The organism is Streptomyces sp. NPDC046939, assembly GCF_040644575.1.
In the GTDB taxonomy this organism is placed as follows: Bacteria; Actinomycetota; Actinomycetes; order Streptomycetales; family Streptomycetaceae; genus Streptomyces.
This window is the reverse complement of the sequence record NZ_JBEYWV010000042.1, coordinates 60198-77731: the sequence shown is the minus strand read 5'-3', so window position 1 is coordinate 77731 and position 17534 is coordinate 60198. Positions and strand designations below refer to the sequence as shown.

Sequence of the window (17534 nt, the reverse complement as noted above, 5' to 3'; positions counted from 1 at the left end):
ACCTACTTGGTACCCGCCAAGGTAGCGGGGAAGCGCCCCGACTGCTGTGGTCCGTCGGCGGCCGGTCGAAGTCGGGCGGTGGCCCTCTTGTTCCCCGCGTCGAGAGCGAGGCTGCTCGGCCACTGTCGCCACCGTGTGCCGAGGGCGTGGTGCTGGGGGTTTCCGGTGCGGATGAAGGCGCGGATGCTGTTCGTCATCATGGCGGACAGCTGCAGGCGGCCAGGTGCGTTGCGGTGGTTGAAGGCGAAGGCGAACAGTCCCTTGTCGAAAGTGCCGAAGACGAACGGCAGGTCCATGGCGTGGGCGGCACCGTAGACGGTGTCGAACGGAGCGGGTTCCTGGTTCCAGTCGAACCGGTAGGAGTACAGGTGGTTGTTCCCGGCCTCTTTCATGGAGTTCATCGAGTCGTGGGCGATCCCGGTGAAGATGCTGTCGGTCAGCTGCCGGGAGGCTTCGTTCCACCCGTCGGGGGCGTCGGCCGGCAGGTAGCGGTCGTTGATGAAGTCGCGCACCCGGTAGGGCGAAGGTTCGTCGGGGTCGAAGAAGTACTGGCGGGTGAAGCGTTCGTAATCGGAGGGACGGTAAGCGCCGATGAGGGAGCCGAAGAGCTTGCCTTCCTCCAGGGTGTTCCCTGCCAGGACGGGTACGTCGCGAAACCTGCCTGTTCTGATGGCCGCGTGGTGGTCCGTGGGCAGGACCGTGCCGTCCGCGATCACCGCCGGCGGGTCACCGACGCTGGTGCCACGGCTGGTCTGTGCGCGGATGATGTCAGCGGCGGGCAGCGCTCGCATCCGGCGCACCGCTTCGTCCCTGCTGTCTGTCGTGCCGACGGCCGCGTCCACGAGACCGTCGGCGTAGGTGCGGGCTTTCTCGGGAGTGGAGAACAGGAGACCGCCGCTGAGCGGGATCACTTTGTTCAGCAGGCCCTTGCTCAAGGGCGACACCATGAGGGCCCATACGTTGACGGCGCCCGCGGACTCACCCATGGCGGTCACGTTCGATGCGTCGCCGCCGAAGACGGCGGCGTTGCGGTGGACGAAGCGGAGTGCCTCGAGCTGGTCCAGGGTTCCGAAGTTGCCCGAGTCGTTGGCCGGGTCGCCGGTCTTGAGCTGTGGCAGGTCGAGCCACCCGAGGGCGCCGAGACGGTAGTTGACGGTGACCACGACCGCATTGGCCTTGCGGGCCAGGGCGCGGCCGTCGTACATCGGGTCGGCGGAGTAGCCGACCACGTTGCTGCCGCCGTGGATGAAGACGATGACCGGCAGGTTGTCCTGGGAGGTGGAGGGGCGGTGGACGTTGAGGGTGAGGCAGTCCTCGGAGCCGACGGGTTTGTTCAGGCCGTCGCGGATGTCGAGTCCGTAGTGGGGGCCGCTGGGGGCGGGACTGAACATGCGCCCCTGCTGGATGCATCCGTCGCCGTAAGCGGTGGCGTCGCGCGCGCCGTCCCACGGCCGGTGGGTGACCGGGGCGTGCCAGCGCAGGGCTCCGACGGGCGGTTCCGCGTAGGGGATGCCCAGCCAGGAGTAGGTGCCGGTGGACCGGCTCTGGTCCAGCCCGGAGACCCTTCCGAGGTCGGTCTGCCGGACGATTGGGGTGGCCGGCGCGCTGTGTGCCGATGCCGCGGTCGTCGACGTGGCCGCCATCATCATGCCGAGCACCACGGCGGCGAGGCGTTCGCACACTCTCATCGTGCTTCCTCCCTCTGCGGCAGTGCCGCCGATCTGCGGTCTTCGTCGCGGACGGTCTTCCGCAAGAGGGGCAGGAGCAGCATGCCGAGGACGGCACCGCCCAGAAGGACGGCATGGCCGCCGGCATCGCTGCCCCGGCCTTCGGCGTATCCGTAGAGGTAGGGCCCGGCGAACCCGCCGAGGAGTCCGACTGTGTTGATGAACGCCAGTCCGGCCGCGGCCATGAGGCCGGACATGCGCGCCATGGCGACCGACCAGTAAAGGGGGAGAACGCCGATGAGCAGCATCATCGCGACATCGATCAGCAGGATGCGGGCGACGGCTCCGTCGGCGAACGTGTAGATCCCCGCTACCGCTGCCGTGGCTATGGTGACGCAGGTGAGGACGCGGAGTTCTCCTGATGCCCTGCGGTGCAGCCTGGGGATCACGAGCACTCCGACCAGAGCGCCGATGCCCACGCTCCCGCTCACCACGCCGATGGTGAAGGAACCGTCGACCCCCAGACTCTCGACGATCGAGGGGAAGTTGTACTGGATCGCCACACTGCTGATCTGGTTGGCGAAGTAGATCACCGAGAGTACGAGGATGAAGGGGCGGCCGAACGCCACTTTGGCGTTGCCCTTCAAGGTGGCGTGTGCCGGGGCCGTGCCCGCGGCGGCCCGCTCGTCCAGTACTGCGGCTTCCCGCGTGGTGAGCCACGGTGCGTCCGAGGGCTTGTCGGGCACCCACCGCCACACGACGCCGCCCACGACGATCGTGATCGCGCCCTCGACGAGGAACATCCACTGCCAGCCGAAGAGGCCGCCCGCGCCGTGGAGTTCCATGATCGCGCCGCCGATCGGTCCTCCGAGCGCGAGACCGGCACACACGGCCAGGTACAGGATGCCAACCACCGTCGCCCGCTGCCGCTGCGCGAACCAGAGGGTGACGATGTACATGAGGGCCGGATACAGGCCCGCCTCGGCGGCTCCGAGGAGGAAGCGGACGAGGTAGAAGGAGAGCTCCCCCTGGACGAACATCATGCAGGCGCAGAGTGCGCCCCAGGTCACGGCGATGCGCGTGATCCAGCGACGAGGGCCGATGCGGTGCATGATCAGGTTGCTGGGCACCTCCAGGAGCGCGTAGCTCAGGAAGAAGACGCCGGCGCCGGTGCCGAAGGCCGCGGCGCTGACGCCTACGTCGGCTCCGAGCGAGGTCTTGGCCAGTCCGACGTTGGTGCGGTCCACGAACGCCATGAAGTAGACCAGGCAGAGGATCGGCAGGAGGTGCCATGCCGCTTTGCGGCTGGCCACCGCATGGACGCGGTCGGTGTCGTCGGTGTCAGTGCCGGTGTCGATCCCGGCTCGTGTCTTCTGCTGCTGGTTCACAGTGCGCCCCCAGGGGTCTGGCCCTGGCTGCGGCAGTGTGGCACTGCGCGGTCTTCTCGTACGACGCTCATGCGTTCTCCCTGTTCGGGCGGGTCCCGTCCCGGCCCCATGTGGTCGCCGTCACTGTAGGGAGCGGTCCAGGAGGTCATGAGGACACAAACATCCATAGTTGAACGCCTGCTGGTGTATGAGACAAACACCGCCGGGACGGCGTCGGGGCTCTGCGTCAGAGCAGTACGGCGCGCCGGAGGCTCTCCATGCGCAGCGCAAGGCGCAGAGGGAGGTCGTCGGTGGTGCGCCAGTCCCGGCCGAGGACGCTGGAGGCCCGGTCGAGTCGTTTGAGCAGGGTGTTGAGGTGGACCTGGAGGCTTTGCGCGGTCCGGCGCAGGTTGCCGTCGTGGTCGTAGTAGGCGCTCAGCGTGGTGACGAGATCCGTCGATCGCTTGGCGTCGTAGGCGAGGAGCGGGCCGATGGTGTCGGTGAGGAACCGGTCCAGCTCGTCCCGTCGGCCGGCGTCGAAGACGAGTGCGTAGAGCGCGTAGCGGTCCGTCGTGGTGCCGAGGTCGGTCGCTCCCAGGTGCCGGGCGACGGTCGTACAGTCCCTCGCCCGCAAGAACGCGCGGGCCCAGTCGTGGTCGGTGACGTGTTCGCAGACGAGCAGGACGGGCCGGCCGAGTTCGGTGCGCAGCCGCTGGTGGACGGTGCGGGCGAAGGGCTCCGCGTCGTCTCTGGGGGCGATCAGTACCGCCTGGCCGAGGTGCTCACCTGCCAGAGCGGCTTCCTGCCGGGCGATGGTGTGCAGGTGGCGGACGAGGTCTTTGGCGGAGGCGCCGTCGGCCCGCGCGACGAGCAGTGTGCCGAGCGCGTCGAGGTCGACGCCGCGCGAGCGGGCGCGGCTGCGCTGCGTGTCGTCCACTTGGGGGCTGGAGACGATGAGTTCGGTCAGGAGCTCCCCGCTGAGCCGCTCGGCGGCGTCGGCGGCAGCGTTGTCCTTGAGTATCAGCAGCCCGACAACATGGGTGGCCAGTTCCAGGCTGCGTACGTCGGTGGGGGAGGGCTCCTGGTGGTGGCTCCACACCAGGGTGCCCAGGAGGCTCTCGCCTGCCCGGATCGCCGCTGCGCTGTGACGGCGGCCGTCGGCGCCCGCTGCCATGACCGCGCGCCCGGTGCTGCGGGCGCCGTCGATCACCTGGGCGAGCGCCTCGTCGTCGGCGTGGCCGTCCCAGGACTCACCGGGGGTGCCGTGGGCGAGGAGCGTGCCGTCGCGATCCAGGATCCGGACCCGGCCTCCCATCTGCTGGGCCAGTTCGGAGGCCACCACCTGGGGCCCGCCGCCTGCGAGTACCACGCCGGTCAGCACCTCGTGCACCGACTGGGCCCGCCGCATCAGCTCCATCTGGTCCTCGATGGTGCGGTAGGCCGACCGCAGTTCGGCCAACGCGTTGCGGCTCTCCTCGTACAGTCGTGCGTTGTCCAGCGCGACCGCCGCGTGGTCGGCGAACGCGCTCAGGAGGGCGATCTCGTCGGTACGGAACCGGCGTGCGCTGCGGTGAGCCGCGAAGAGGGCACCGATCACCCGGTCCCGCACCAGGAGGGGCACCCCGAGCAGCGCGACCAGCCCCTCGTTGTCCACCACCGCGTCGAAGCCGGGGTCGTGCCGCAGATTCTTGTCGCCGAAGTAGTCGCCGACCCAGTGGGCGGCGCGTGACTCGATCACCTTGCCGCCGAGTCCGGTGCGCGGCGGGATGTGTGCGGAGCGGAAGGCCGCCGAGATGGTGCCTTCGCTCGCGGTGATGCGCAGGGTGCCGTCGTCGCTGAGCAGGGACAGGTAGGTGAAGTCGGTTCCGATGAGATCGTGCGCGTGCCGCACGATGGAGCCCAGTACGTCCTCGACGGCGCCCAGGGCGGTCAGCGACCTCGCTGTCGCATAGAGCGAGGCGAGTTCGCGCTCGCGTCCGGGCCGGGATGTCGCGTCCGCTCGTTCGTTCATGTCCCCTGCGTCATCGCGTCGGTGGCAGGCCCCGGCGTCCTGCCGAGGCTGGCCGAGATGCTGCCATGAGGGTGGATGATTCATCCACCCTCATGCGTGGGGATGTGGCGCACGTTCACCTCCCTTCGTACCGATCTCGCCTCTTACGGTGAGGCGGACCACTGGCCGGTCGGCCCCCGACCGGGGTCCGACCGGCCACGAGCCGAAGATTGGGACCGCGGGGAAAGCCGCCTGCGCCCCCTGAACGGATGGGAGGAGCAGCGCGATGGACGGGCTCATGCAGCCGCGACCGCTGACGATCGCACACCTCTTCGAGCGAGCCGAGGCGCTGTTCGCGCACAAGCGGGTCGTCGACGCCGATGGGTCCGAGACCTGTTACGGCTCCTGGGCAGGCCGGGTGCGGCGCCTGGCCTCGGTACTCGCCGCACTGGAGGTGCCGGCCGAAGCCCGGGTGGCGACCCTGGCGGCGAATCACCGCCGACACCTGGAGATCTACGCCGCCGCACCGATCACCAAGCGTGTTCTGCACACACTCAACATCCGGCTGTCGGCAGAGCACCTCACCTACATCATCGACCACGCCGGAGACGACATCGTCTTCCTCGACCGGTGCCACCTGCCGCTGATCGAGAAGTGTCTCGACCGGTTGCCCGGTGTACGCCACTGGGTGGTTCTCCCGGACGGCACCGACCACCAACTGCCGTCCGACGCACGGTTCCACGACTACGAGGCCCTGATGGCGGCGGCTCCACCGTTCGAGCAGTCCTTCGAGGCCGCCTTCACCGGCGCGGAGGAGAATCTGGCGGCCGGACTGTGCTACACCTCCGGCACGACCGGCCGCCCCAAAGGCGTGCTCTACAGCCATCGGTCGACTGTCCTGCACTGTCTGGGAACCCTGGCGGCCGGGCTGATCGGCATCACCGAACGGGACGTGGTCCTGCCGATCGTCCCCATGTTCCATGCGAACGCCTGGGGGCTTCCCTACGGCGCCCTGATGGCCGGTGCGGACCTCGTCCTGCCCGGGCCCTCGGCCGACCGCGCACACCTGGCCGGTCTGATCCAACGCCACCAGGTCACGCTGGCGGCTGCCGTCCCCACCGTCTGGACGGACCTGCTCCCCGGGCTCAAGGACCAGGGCCCGCACTCGCTCCGCCTGCTCCTCGGAGGCGGGTCCAGGGTCACCGCCGAGCTGTCCTCGGCCTACAAGGAAGCCATCGGCGTCCCCCTCACCCACTCCTGGGGCATGACGGAGGTCAGCCCGGTGGGCGCCGTGGGGGGTCTGCGCAGCCAGCACGACGTCCTGGACGACGAAGCCCGCGACGACGTCAGCACGGCGCAGGGACAGCCGGTCCCGCTGGTGAGCCTGCGGATCGTCGACGTCGACTCCGGTGAGAAACGGCCCCACGACGGGAAGTCCGTCGGCGAACTCCAGGTCGCGGGGCCCTGGGTGGCGGGCGGCTACTTCGGCGGCGAGGGCAGCGACAGCTTCACGCCGGACGGCTGGTTGCGCACCGGTGACCTCGCCACCATCGACGAGCACGGCTACCTGCGGCTCGTGGACCGGATCAAGGATCTGATCAAGTCCGGCGGCGAATGGATCTCCTCGGTCGAGCTCGAAGCGGCCATCGCCACCCACCCGGACGTCGAACACGTCGCGGTCGTCGGACGCGACCATCCGCGGTGGGTGGAGCGCCCGGTCGCCTTCGTCGTCTGGCGGGCGGGCTCCGCCACGACGGTGCCGCAGCTGCGCGAACACGTCGCGCGGCACGTCGCCTCGTGGTGGATGCCGGACGAGTTCATCGTGCTCGACACCCTGCCCACGACCGGGACGGGCAAGGTGTCGAAGGAGACGCTGCGGAAGTCGTTGCGTACCCCGTAGGACCGCGACCGCAGGCTCTTACCCCCGGCGCGGGGCACGGCCGTCAGGTGAGCGGTGCCAGGTTCATGGTGGTGGGCCCCCGTCGGCCCGCTCGTTGCTGTTGCCCGCCCAGCGACCGGCCTCGCGCCTCGCTGCCGCCACGCGTGCTGCGTGTCACGCCCGTTGGAAGAACTCCACCTCCGCGAGAGCGATGTGGCGGCCGCGTGCCAGACCCGTGGGAGCGTTCAGGGTGAGCCGGATCGTCGTGACGTCGCTGATACCCATCTGGATGGTCTGCGGTCCGGGTTTGTCGCTGAGCGAGAACTCCTTGTGCCGCACGTCACCGTCCCCCGACGTCACCTCGGCGTCGATCCGCAGCGCGCGCGCCTCACGCGCGTACTTCTCGGCGGACTTCGAGGCGCCGTTGGTGATGATCAGGTCCACCAGACGGAACGGCCGGCCGAACGTGTACGTGACGGAGGCGCCGGGGCCGGACACCGCCCAGTACCGGTTGCTCAGCCCGTCGACGCTGTCGCGCGCCGGATGCCCGGCCAGCTGGGCGGTAGCCGTGACGCGCGACGGGGTCACCGCCTTCGCCTTGCCGAGCTTGTCGCGGGTGTCCTCGATCAGGTGCCGTCCGGAGGGCAACAGAAGGAAACCGCCCGCGCACAGGGCCAGCACCACGGCGAGCACCACCAGCGCCCGTGTCAGCCGGCCCGAGCCGGCCCGGGTGCGCCGGGGACGCAGCGGCCACATCGTCCGCCACCACGGCAGGGACGCGGTCGCGGCGACCGGGGCCAGCGGCGCCGCGCACCGCCGACAGAATTTGCGGCCCGGGGGGTTGGGCGTTCCGCACGCCGGGCACGGCGCCCCGGTCGTGTCCTCCTGCGCCGGGGCCGTCCGCACGACGGGGCGCGGGGCGACGGCCTTGGCCGGCCTTACGGGCTGGGGCGCTGCGGGCCGCCGCGCGACGGGAGGCGTCGGCGGGACGGGTGACGGTGCGGCAGGTGTCGGGGTGGCGGGCGGTACTGCCGGACCCGTGGTGGAGCCGGTGCGGGATACGCCCGGGGAGATTTCCTGCGCTGGGGGCCGTCCCGGTGCGGTGGCCCGGGAGGCGTCCTGGGCCGGTGCGGTTCCGCAGGCGGTGTCCGTCGCGGGCGGTCGCTTGCGTGTCGTGCCCCGGAAGCGCAGGCCGCCCCATCGGCGCGGGGCCGGGGCCTCGGCCGTCGGATCAGCCCCGGTTCTCGAATCCGTTCCGGCGGTCGGATCCGCCCCGGGCGGCTCGGCGGGCGTGGCCGGTCGTCGGGCGGGGGCGTCGGTCGCGGAAGCCGGTGGACCCGGCGCTCCGGCCTGCGTGCCGCCCGCCGGTCCCGCAGGCGCGGCGGGCGCGGGCGGTGTCGCGGGCGCGGCCTGCGAGGGGCCGCCCGGGAGCCCCCGGCGTGCGGCGGGCGGCGCGGCCGATGCCGTCTCCGGAGCGGTGGCCGACGGCGTGACCGGGTCGGGGAGCGGGTCCGCTGACCGGGCCGGATCGGGAACAGGGCCCGCCGTCCGCCGGGCCGGATCGGGAACCGGGTCCGTCGGCCGGGCCGGGTCGGGGAGCGGGTCCGCAGGCTGGGCCGAATTGGGGACCGACTCCGCCGACCGGGCCGGACCGGGAACCGGGCCCGCTGACCGGGCCGGACCGGGGGCCGGGGTCGCCGTCCGCCTGGCCGCGTCGGAGAGCGGGTCCACCGGCCGGGCCGCGTCGGAGAGCGGGTCCACCGGCCGGGCCGCGTCGGGGAGCGGGTCCGCGGACCGGGTCGGATCAGGTACCGGCTCCGCCGTCGGGGCCGGATCCGGAAACGGTTCCGCCGGTCGGCGGGCCGAGCGGTCCGACGCCCCGTCCGACCAGCCCAGATAGCTGCCGCAGTTGCCGCAGAAGTCGTCCGTGTCCTCGTTGGACGCCCCGCAGGCAGGGCACTCGCGCATGACTCACCTTCCGTCGTCTGCGGGCGGTCCCGGCAGGACCTCCACCCGCCAGGCCGTGTGCACCGGGCACAGGTCCCGGACGAGTTCGCGGACCCGGTCCGCGTCGACGTCCGGGGTCCGTTCGGGCCAGACCCGGATCAGGACCTCGGCCGCCGGAGCGGGCGGCAGCGCCGCGCCCGCCGTGCGCGACCAGGCCGCCGCGCCGCCCCCCACCACGTCCGCGCCCACGCCGAGCACAAGGCGCAGGGCCTCGGCCAAGCCCCCCGCGGTGCCGCGCCTGCGGTGCAGCTCCATGGCCCGGACCGTGGCCGAGCGGCGCAGTGCGAGGGGGTGGCGCGGGTCGTCGGCGCCGCCCACCCAGGAGGCGAGCCAGGCCAGGAAGTCCTCGGGCGTCACCCGGGGATCGAGGTAGGCGGGCAGATTGTCGAGCGTGGCGAACACCGGCGCCAGGACCGTGTCGAGGCCGGACGTGAACCGCTGGGCGAAGTCGTCCTCCGCGTACAGGGCGGGCAGTTGCTCCCCGATGGGGTGACGGCTGGGCAGCCCAGGGACGGCGGCGCGGCTCATCCGCGGGCCTCCGCGTCCGCCGAAGTGACGACCACTTGGTGCTGGTACGAGAAGACGAGGGTGCCCGCGCCGATGTCGATGCGGTCGGACGGTGCGCCACGCCGTCCGGTGACCGGGTCGGCGGCGAACAGCCGGATGTCCTCGACCAGCACGTCGCCGACCGCGCGTTGCAGCACCCCGTACACCTCCCCGTACTGCACCGGCCGCCCGAACGGCCAGCCCGTCCCGTCGAGTCCGCCGTGCAGCGGGTTGAGGTGGCGGAACAGCGCCGCGAGCGCCGTCTCCCGGACCCGGTCGGTGTCGCCGCCCGGTGCGGTGAGCCGGGCCACGACGGTGACACCCTGGTAGACGGGCGGCTCCACGACGAGCCGGGTGCCGATCAGCCGCCGCTGGTCGAGGGCCTCGGTGACGGTGGCGAGCACCTGGTCGGAGGGGATCAGCTGCTCGAAGCGCAGCCGGTCGTCGCCCTCGTCGGCGACCGCGTCCGGCACCACGAGGACGCGCACCGCACCCGGTTCCTCCGCGGCGGGCAGACAGCGCACCCGGCGCACCGAGGGCGCCGCCTGGCGGGCGATGATCTCGTGGTCCTCGGCGGTCACCGCGCGTTCCTGCATCCGCAGAGCCTGCGGAGCGCGCAGTTTCGCGTTGGCGACGGTCTCACCGGCGACACCGCCGTGCGCCGCCTCCCGGTTGCCGACCCGTGCCACGTACGGGACGGAACTGCGCAGCACGTTGATCGCACCCCGCGCGACATTGCCGGCCGGACCGCCGCCGGTCCGATAGCGGGCGACCCGCACCTGGGCCCCCTTGGGCGGTACGGCGCCGCAGAAGCGCAGCGTCCCGTCGGCCTCGCGCAGTACCGGGGGAAACGTGAACTCGCCCGTGGAGGCGTTGACCTGCACGTGCCGGTCGGTGGGTCCGGACCGGCCGAAGTGGTCCACGACGTCCCAGCGCAGCCACCCCTCGGGCGAGGACACCTCCACCACCGGCGGTTCCCCGTCGAGCAGCACCGGCGGGCGGTCGAGGCGGAACGTCTGCCCCGCGACGCCCTCCGACTCGCCCAGCGGCACGTCCGTCACCGTCTCCGCATGCTCCGCGCGCACCGTCCCGCCGATCGTGAAGACGGCGGCCTCGCGCACGGTGGGCGACTCGGAGTAGAACGGCTGGCCCGGCTCCGGTTCGACAACCCGGCAGCGCAGCCAGCCCGCCCGGGTGCCGCCGATCACCGAGGCGGTGTGCCCCGCGGGGACGTGCACGACGACCTCGCCGGGACGGTTGAGACCGCCGGTGGAGTCCTCGCCCGTCTCGCACCGCCGCCAGCGCGCGCCGTCCCACGCCTCCCACACCAGCGGAGGCTGCCGCGGGTCGACGCCGACGCCCTCGACACGGCTGTCCAGGCGTACGGCGACGATGCAGCGCGGCACCGCCGTCGGCAGCCCGAACAGCAGGGCGTCGCCCGGTTCCGGGGCCGCCTGGAAGCACGGCACGTCACGTCCCTCGGCGAGCGCGCCGGTCCTGTCGGTCTGGTCACCGCTGCGCGGTGCCGTCACCAGGCGCGTCAACTCGCTCGGCACGATGTCCAGTTCGCCGACGGTGGCGAACACCACGGCGTCCTCGTCGTCACCCGCGGCCGTGGTCACCTCGGTGCCCGCGGACAACGTCACCGTCTCCGTCTGCGGCGCCGACAACCAGAAGTCGACCTCGGCGCCCGCGGCCGCCGGCGGGAACAGCTTGATGCCCAACAGGTCGAGAAAGGCCAGGTAGTTCTTGTCCGGGACCCGGTTGAGCCGGTAAAGCAGCTGGTCCACGAGGTAGGCGAACGTCTCGATCAGGGTGACGCCCGGATCCGACACGTTGTGGTCGGTCCACTCGGGCGCACGCTGCTGCACGTACCGCTTCGCTTCGTCGACGAGCTGCTGGAACCGTCGGTCGTCCAGATTGGGGGAGGGCAGGGCCATCAGTTGCCGACCGCTTCCTCGGCCCCCTCCTCCGAGGGGATCGTGTAGAAGGGAAAGACCAGGTTGCGCCGGTCGTTGGTGGTCCGGACGGTGAAGTGCACGTCGATGTACAAGGTGCCCGCGTCCACCGAGTCGAAGGCGACGACGACGTCGTCCACGCTGATCCGCGGCTCCCACCGCTCCAGCGCCTCGCGCACCTGCTGCGCGACCCGCCCCGCCGTGGCGCCGTCGCCCGGGGCGAAGACGTAGTCGTGGATGCCGCAGCCGAACTCGGGGCGCATCGGCCGCTCGCCCGGCGCCGTGCCGAGGACGAGCCGGATGGCCTCCTCGATCTCCCGGCCCCGCTCCACCATGGCGATGCCCCCGGTGGGCCCGACCCGCAGCGGGAACGCCCAGCCGCGCCCGATGAACCGCTCGCTCACATCGGCCCCCCGATCTGCACGGTCAGCGCGCCCGGCAGGATCTGCGCGCCGCACGCCGTCTTGTCGTTCATCCGCGCGGCGGGCACCCCGCCGATGAGGACGGCGCCCCGGGCGAGGGCCGCCGGATTGGGCATGACCACGTTGCCCGGGCCGAGCGCCGCGTGCGGCGCGATCGGGCAGACGTGCAGGCTGCCCTCGACGGCGGCCGGGCGACCCTCGATCTCCACGGTCAGGACGGCGGCGGCGAACATGGGCGGCGGGGTGGTGATCCGGCCGCCGTGGGTGGTGGGGTCTCCGGTACGGGCTGCTGCGGGCATGGTCGCTCCTGATGGGGGATGGGGACGGGTGGGCGCTGGCGGATGGCGGTGCTCGGTAATGCGAAGCCAGAGCCGGGCCGGGGATCAATTGATCTTGACGAGGCGCGCCTTGAGGATGCCGAGGAGCCCGCCGTCGACGGAGGCCTCCGTCCGTCCGGTGATCCCGACCTTGCGGCCGGTGACGTTCACCGAGGACTGCCCGTCGACGTTCACCCGCCTCCCCTTGATGTTCACCTCGCCCCTCCCCGCGTCGAGCGTGATGCCGTCCTTGTCCATGACGAGCGAGCTCGCGACCTGCTTGGCACCCCGGTACACGGTCACCTCGATCCGGTCCTTGCGGTCGTCGAGGCGTACTTCCAGGCGTTTGTCGCCGGTCAGCAGACGCAGCCCCGAGGGGCCCGGCGCGGGCGCGTCCAGGAGCTCCACCCGGTGCCCCGAACGCGACACGATGGAACGGCGGTTGACCTTCCCGCTCGTCTTGTCGACGAGTGGCACGTCGTGCGGCGAGGGCTTGTCCACGCCGTTGTAGAGCCCGCCGATGACGTACGGACTGTCGAGCAGCCCCTGTTCGAACCCGACGAGCACCTCGTCGTTGACCTCGGGACTGACCACGCCCCCGCCGCCCTTGCCGCCCCACTGCACCGTACGCACCCAGTCGGAGACGTACGTGTCATCCAGCCAGGGAAACTTGAGGCGCACCGCGCCGCGGTCCGAGCCGCGCGGCTCCTCGCGCACGTCCGTCACCACGCCGATCGCCAGACCCGGGACGCGCGGGCCGCGGCCGGGCGCTCCGGCACCGGTGACGAGCCCGGTCAGCGAGCGGTCCGGGCTCGTGCTCACCCATACGGTGGTCCGGTAGCCGCCGTGCGGTTCGAGGACGTGCTGGACCGCCGTCACCGTGTAGCGCCCGGAGAACTCCTTGCCGACGTTGCCGAGCGCGACCGGCTTGCCGGCGCGCAGCATCGGATTGCCCTCCACGACGGCCTCCAGTTCGCCGAACCCGGCCGCCACTTGCTCGGCGGTGGCCCGGGCCACCGCCGTCGCCTCCGCCTGGGTGCGGTACGGCGTGTCGGTGACGGTGAGCTGCGTGGCCTTGCCGAACCGGTTCACGGCCGTCGGGCTCAGTCCCGGCACCACCGTGCCGCTCACCATCGACGCCTGCTCCGCGACCAGGGGCCGCTTCGTGGTGACGTCCCAGCCGCGCACCTGCACCTTCGACGCCGCGTCCGCCGTCGTCAGGGCGGCGCGCAACGCCAGCAGGTTGCGCCCGTACTCCAGGACCATCGGATTGGTGGTCGCCGACGTCGACGGCGCGGGCGCCCCGGACGCCTTCACCGGCCGCGTGAACTGCAACACGCCCTTGTCGTCCACCCGCACCAGCGCCCCGCTCTCCCCGGCCAGGTACTGCAAGAACTCCCAGTCGGAGACGTTGGCCTGGGAGAGCTGCCGGTGCGTGACGGCCGGCGCCTCCACCTTCCCGACGGCGAGCCCCGCCGCCGTCGCCACCTTGCGCACGATCGCGGCGGTCGTCATGTTGCGGTACGCCACCACCTTCCGGCCCCGCTGCAGACGGTGCGTCTTGGAGTACGCCCGGACGACGGTGAACGTGCCGGTGCTGTCCCGGTCCAGTTCGAGGGCCGTCACCTCGCCGTTGAACAGCCGCTCGCGCGCCCGCCCCTTCACGGTCACCACCGAGACCCGCAGCGCGGTGCCGATGGTGATCCCGGTCTTGCCGAGGAACTCGTGGTCGGGGTCCCTGAAGGTGAGCACCGCCATGTCCGGCAGGCCCACGTTCTCGTCCACCACACAACTCACCAGCTGCGCGGCCCACGTAGGCGGCAGTTCAGCCGGTGCCTCGACGACGGGATCGGCCGCGAACGACCGCCCGTCACGCGCCTCGGATGTCGTCACGAACCCTCCTCGTCCCACGCGTCGCGCACGCCCGGCACCACCAGTTCGGTACCGGGGACGAGCGCCATGGGGTCGTCGATCTCATTGGCCTCCGCGATGGCCCGCCAGGCGGTGGCGTCCCCGTACTCGCGCCAGGCCAGGAGGGCGAGGCTGTCGCCCGCCACGACCGTGTGCGTGCTGCGCGCGGTGCGCGCGCCCGACGTCGGGTTCTGGCCCGGCGGATCGACGCTCGCCTCCTCGATGGACAGCGAGCAGGTGGCACGCAGCGGCTTCCCGTCCACGTCGAACAGCGTGTACGACACCGAGAGGCTGGACATGACCCCGTCGAACGACGTGGTGCGCGCCGTGCCCCACTCGAACCGCACCCAGGGGCTGGCCGGCTTCTTGCGGCTCAGGCTCGCCGGGGTCGGCACGCACGCCTTCATCAGCTTCTCCACCGCCTGCTCCACCGAGTTGTCGTGCTTGGCGGTGGCGTCCATGAACACGTCGAGGCTCAGCGTGCGCGGCCCGCTGCCGACGAACTCGGGCAGCGCCGACTCGCCCGCCATCCGGGACGGTGTGCGCCGCCACTCGGTGGACTTGCTCAGCGACAGCGTCGACGGGTTGAACTGCAGGTCGAGCCGAGCGATCGTGGCGCCCGGCCGGGAACCGACGGAGGCCGGCGGCTCCTTCAGGGTGAGCTGGGCCCTGGCGCGGCTGGCGCGGCCCGCTGGGGACATGGCGTGCGGTTCCTTTCAGGGGGTTCTGCGGCATCCGTCGCAGGGCGGGTCAGGAGGGGGACAGACCCTCGTGGGCGATCTCCAGGGTCTCGACCGCAGGCGCCGAGTTGGCCGGGTCGAACGAGGGACCCTGCCAGCGGACGGGGACGATGCCGTAGACCTGCCAGCTGATGATGCGGCTCAGGTCGGGCCGCAGGGCGACGATCTCGCCGTCCTTCGGCTCGACCCGGCGCAGCGTCTTGTCGAGCCAGCCGGCGATCTTCGCCGTGTCCTGGGTGACGGGCCGGGTGAGCGTGATGTTCGACCAGGTGACGCGGCCGGGCAACTGCCAGGTGAAGCCGTTGTTGCCGCCCTCCGCATAGCTCTCCATCTCGACCTCGGCGCCCATGCCGGAGCAGGTGTGGAAGGCGCCCAGGTCGTTGCCGCCGATGGCGAGCCGGAAGAAGACGCTCGTCGCGAAGATGTTGTCAGCCATGCGTCCGTCCGTCGTCCGTTCCTCGTGCGTTCTCGTCTCTGGTGCCGCCCCGCTACGAACCCGTGCGGGGCGTGGCGGCGGGTTCAGCGGCGGCGGTCGGTGGGGTGGCCCGTCCGTTCCCGGCCGCGTCGTAATTCGGTGCGCAGCAGCCGGGAGACTGGATCGATCAGGCGCCGGGCCAAGTCGTCCAGGTCGAGGCCGGGAGCGGGGGACGTCTGCGTACCGGCGGAGGCCGTGGTCCGCTTCGCCGACGTGCCCGTGCCGGTACCGGTGCTGCTGCCGGTGCCGGTGCCGGTGCCGGTGCCGGTGGACGAGGTCGTGGTCGGGGTCGATGTCGAGTTCGTGGTTTGCGTCCCCGCCGTGGACATCGAGGGGGTCGGGGGAGGGCTGCCGCCGCTCGCCGGGGCGCCGCTGTCCCGCTGGACGACGCGTGTCGAGGGGCGGACCACGGGTGCGGTCCGGTCCGGCTCCTGCCGAGCGGGGTGGCCCGGAGTCGCCGCGAACGTCGGTTGCACGGGCGGCAGTTGGCCTTGCGGCGCGGATACGGGCAGCGGTCGGGCCGGTACGGAGGTGTGCGGGGAGGTCTGGAGCGTCGGCGCGGCGGGGGCGGGGCGGACGACGTGCACGGCGGCCGGGGCGGTGTGGACGGCGCGGGTCACTGGGGACGTGGGTCCGGGTGCCGGGTCGCTGGCGGCGCGTTGGATGTGTGGAGTGCCGCCGGCGGGGGGTCGGACGTGCGGCGCGCCACCGGTGGGGGGCCGGGGCGTGGAGGCCGGTGCGTCACCGCCGTCTCGCGCCGACCGTCCGGCCTGGGGCCAGCGCGCCGCGACGACGGGACGTCCGGCGGGCCGAGGCGCGGGTAGCGCGGGGCCGGTCACGGTCTGCGTGCTGACGCTCAGCGGGCGTGCGGAGAGGAGCCGCACGGTCGGCCGGACCGCGGACGCCGCGGAGCCGGAGTACGCGGAACCGCCGACGGCGCGCGCGACGACCAGGGGGGCGGGGCTGCCGGGGCCCGTGTCACGTTGCCGGGCGCCACCGGGACGCGGGGGCGGCGTTGTGCCGGACTGCCCGGAGACCCGCGCGCCCGGGGCGGTCGTTCCCGCAGGGGCTCCGGCGGGGGAGTGCTTGGCGGCACCCTCAGGATGGTGCACGGAGGCGCCCGCGCTGGGCGGTGTCGCCGAGGCGCCCCGCGCGGGCGTGGCCCGGCCGGAGGCGCTGCGCTGAACTACGGTGCCCGGTAACCCCATCGCCTCCGGCCCCCCTGCGGCATTCGTGGCCCTGGGTCCGTCCGTCCGGCTGTGGCCGGACGGGTTGACTAGCGGCGTCGGGGGCGCGGTCCGGTTCGCGGGCGGTGACGATGCCGGTGCCGCCGCGTCTGCGGCCGGGAACCCGCCCAGCAAGGGTGCCTGGGGCGCCCGCGTAGGGCCGCCCGGCTGTGCCGGGGCGGGCCGCACGGAGGCACGGGAAGGCCGGGCGGGCGCGCCGCGGCCGGCGGGCTCGGCACTGGCGGGCAGCGCGGACAGGGGAGCGCCGAGGCCCGTACGGGCGGGTGGCCGGGCAGGGCCGTCCGCCGAGGCGGGTGCCGCCCCGCCGGGTGCGGAGCGGGGCGTGGCCGAAGGCTGTTCGGAAGAGCTGTCCGCTCGGCTCTGCACGATGGGCAGGGCGGGCGGACGGACCGTCTCGGACGCCGTATGCGCGCCGCTGCTCGGACTCAACTGCACTGCTGTGGCAGGCATTTGCGATAGCGGGGCGCCCAGGGGTGGGCGGCCCGGGGTGGGAGCGGGCCCGGTCTGCGGGGAGCGTTCCGCAGGCCGGTCGTGTGGTTCGGTGGCCGCCGCGCCTGGAACGGGGCCCCCGTCCGAAGGCCGGGCGGTGGGGGCCGGGGCGAGGGCGGCGATGCGGCGCGCCGGACCCGTCGCGCTGCGCGACACGATCAGCGACCGCCCTGCGGGGCGCGGGCGGACGAGGGGTGCGGGAGCGACTTGGTCCCGCGTGCCGGAGCGGCCCGCACCGGCACGCGGGCCGTGAGCTGTTCCGGCTTGCGGAACGGCGCCCGTTCCGGCATCCGTCCGAGAGGCAGGGGACGCACCGGCTCCGGGCCGCCCATATGTCGCCGTCCGCGCGCCCGGTGGGTTGCTCACGCCCGCCGTGGTGTTCGGTCGCGCGCCGTTCCCGGCGTCCGTACGGGCCCGGGCACTCCCCACGTCCGTACGAGGAGATTGGGACGCGGGCCCCCCGGACATGTCGGCCGTCCGTACCGGATCGGCGCCGGAGGTACTCCCCGGCACCACCGC

Annotated in this window: 13 protein-coding genes and 1 pseudogene; 1 reads left to right on the top strand and 13 read right to left on the bottom strand. The window is 72.6% G+C overall.

Annotation, left to right across the window (positions count from 1 at the left end):
- Positions 1 to 2 precede the first annotated feature (2 nt).
- From ABZ877_RS34650 to ABZ877_RS34640, 3 genes are all read right to left on the bottom strand, one after another.
- Complete coding sequence (locus tag ABZ877_RS34650) at positions 3 to 1688, bottom strand: carboxylesterase family protein (protein ID WP_361079644.1); 1686 nt, start codon at positions 1686 to 1688, stop codon at positions 3 to 5.
- Entirely contained in the window at positions 1685 to 3055 is a 1371-nt protein-coding gene (locus ABZ877_RS34645; RefSeq protein ID WP_361079642.1) for an MFS transporter, read from the bottom strand. Before ABZ877_RS34645 ends, ABZ877_RS34650 begins: the two co-directional genes overlap by 4 nt.
- A gap of 226 nt (positions 3056 to 3281) precedes the next feature.
- Positions 3282 to 5045 carry a GAF domain-containing protein gene (locus tag ABZ877_RS34640; protein WP_361079640.1) on the bottom strand — a complete coding sequence of 588 codons (1764 nt, stop codon included), beginning with the start codon at positions 5043 to 5045 and terminating at the stop codon, positions 3282 to 3284.
- Between the two features lie 265 nt (positions 5046 to 5310).
- Here ABZ877_RS34640 and ABZ877_RS34635 point away from each other — a divergent pair, with 265 nt between their 5' ends.
- Positions 5311 to 6924 (top strand): long-chain fatty acid--CoA ligase, encoded by a 1614-nt coding sequence (locus ABZ877_RS34635; protein WP_361079638.1) that lies wholly within the window; start codon positions 5311 to 5313, stop codon positions 6922 to 6924.
- A gap of 153 nt (positions 6925 to 7077) precedes the next feature.
- Here the strand turns inward: ABZ877_RS34635 and ABZ877_RS34630 are convergent, their stop codons facing one another.
- From ABZ877_RS34630 to ABZ877_RS34585, 10 genes and pseudogenes are all read right to left on the bottom strand, one after another.
- A complete protein-coding gene (locus tag ABZ877_RS34630) occupies positions 7078 to 7659 on the bottom strand; it encodes a zinc ribbon domain-containing protein (protein WP_361079670.1) in 582 nt (193 codons plus the stop codon).
- Positions 7660 to 8805: 1146 nt separating this feature from the next.
- Positions 8806 to 8871 (bottom strand): annotated as a pseudogene (locus ABZ877_RS34625) (zinc ribbon domain-containing protein); the annotation flags it as partial.
- 3 nt (positions 8872 to 8874) lie between these two features.
- Positions 8875 to 9438, bottom strand: a complete 564-nt coding sequence (locus ABZ877_RS34620) for a phage tail protein (protein ID WP_361079636.1) — start codon at positions 9436 to 9438, stop codon at positions 8875 to 8877.
- Entirely contained in the window at positions 9435 to 11396 is a 1962-nt protein-coding gene (locus ABZ877_RS34615) for a putative baseplate assembly protein (RefSeq protein ID WP_361079634.1), read from the bottom strand. The genes ABZ877_RS34620 and ABZ877_RS34615 overlap by 4 nt, the downstream gene beginning before the upstream one ends.
- A complete protein-coding gene (locus ABZ877_RS34610) occupies positions 11396 to 11818 on the bottom strand; it encodes a GPW/gp25 family protein (protein WP_361079632.1) in 423 nt (140 codons plus the stop codon). Before ABZ877_RS34610 ends, ABZ877_RS34615 begins: the two co-directional genes overlap by 1 nt.
- Positions 11815 to 12135, bottom strand: coding sequence for a PAAR domain-containing protein (locus tag ABZ877_RS34605; protein ID WP_361079630.1), 321 nt, complete (start codon positions 12133 to 12135; stop codon positions 11815 to 11817). Before ABZ877_RS34605 ends, ABZ877_RS34610 begins: the two co-directional genes overlap by 4 nt.
- Before the next feature lie 84 nt (positions 12136 to 12219).
- Positions 12220 to 14046 carry a VgrG-related protein gene (locus tag ABZ877_RS34600; RefSeq protein ID WP_361079628.1) on the bottom strand — a complete coding sequence of 609 codons (1827 nt, stop codon included), beginning with the start codon at positions 14044 to 14046 and terminating at the stop codon, positions 12220 to 12222.
- A complete protein-coding gene (locus ABZ877_RS34595) occupies positions 14043 to 14765 on the bottom strand; it encodes a LysM peptidoglycan-binding domain-containing protein (protein WP_361079623.1) in 723 nt (240 codons plus the stop codon). Before ABZ877_RS34595 ends, ABZ877_RS34600 begins: the two co-directional genes overlap by 4 nt.
- 49 nt (positions 14766 to 14814) lie before the next feature.
- Positions 14815 to 15240, bottom strand: coding sequence for a phage tail protein (locus tag ABZ877_RS34590; protein WP_361079621.1), 426 nt, complete (start codon positions 15238 to 15240; stop codon positions 14815 to 14817).
- An 83-nt stretch (positions 15241 to 15323) separates the two neighbouring features.
- The gene (locus ABZ877_RS34585) at positions 15324 to 15899 is read right to left on the bottom strand and encodes a hypothetical protein (RefSeq protein ID WP_361079619.1); all 576 of its coding nucleotides are present in this window, start codon (positions 15897 to 15899) and stop codon (positions 15324 to 15326) included.
- Positions 15900 to 17534 lie beyond the last annotated feature (1635 nt).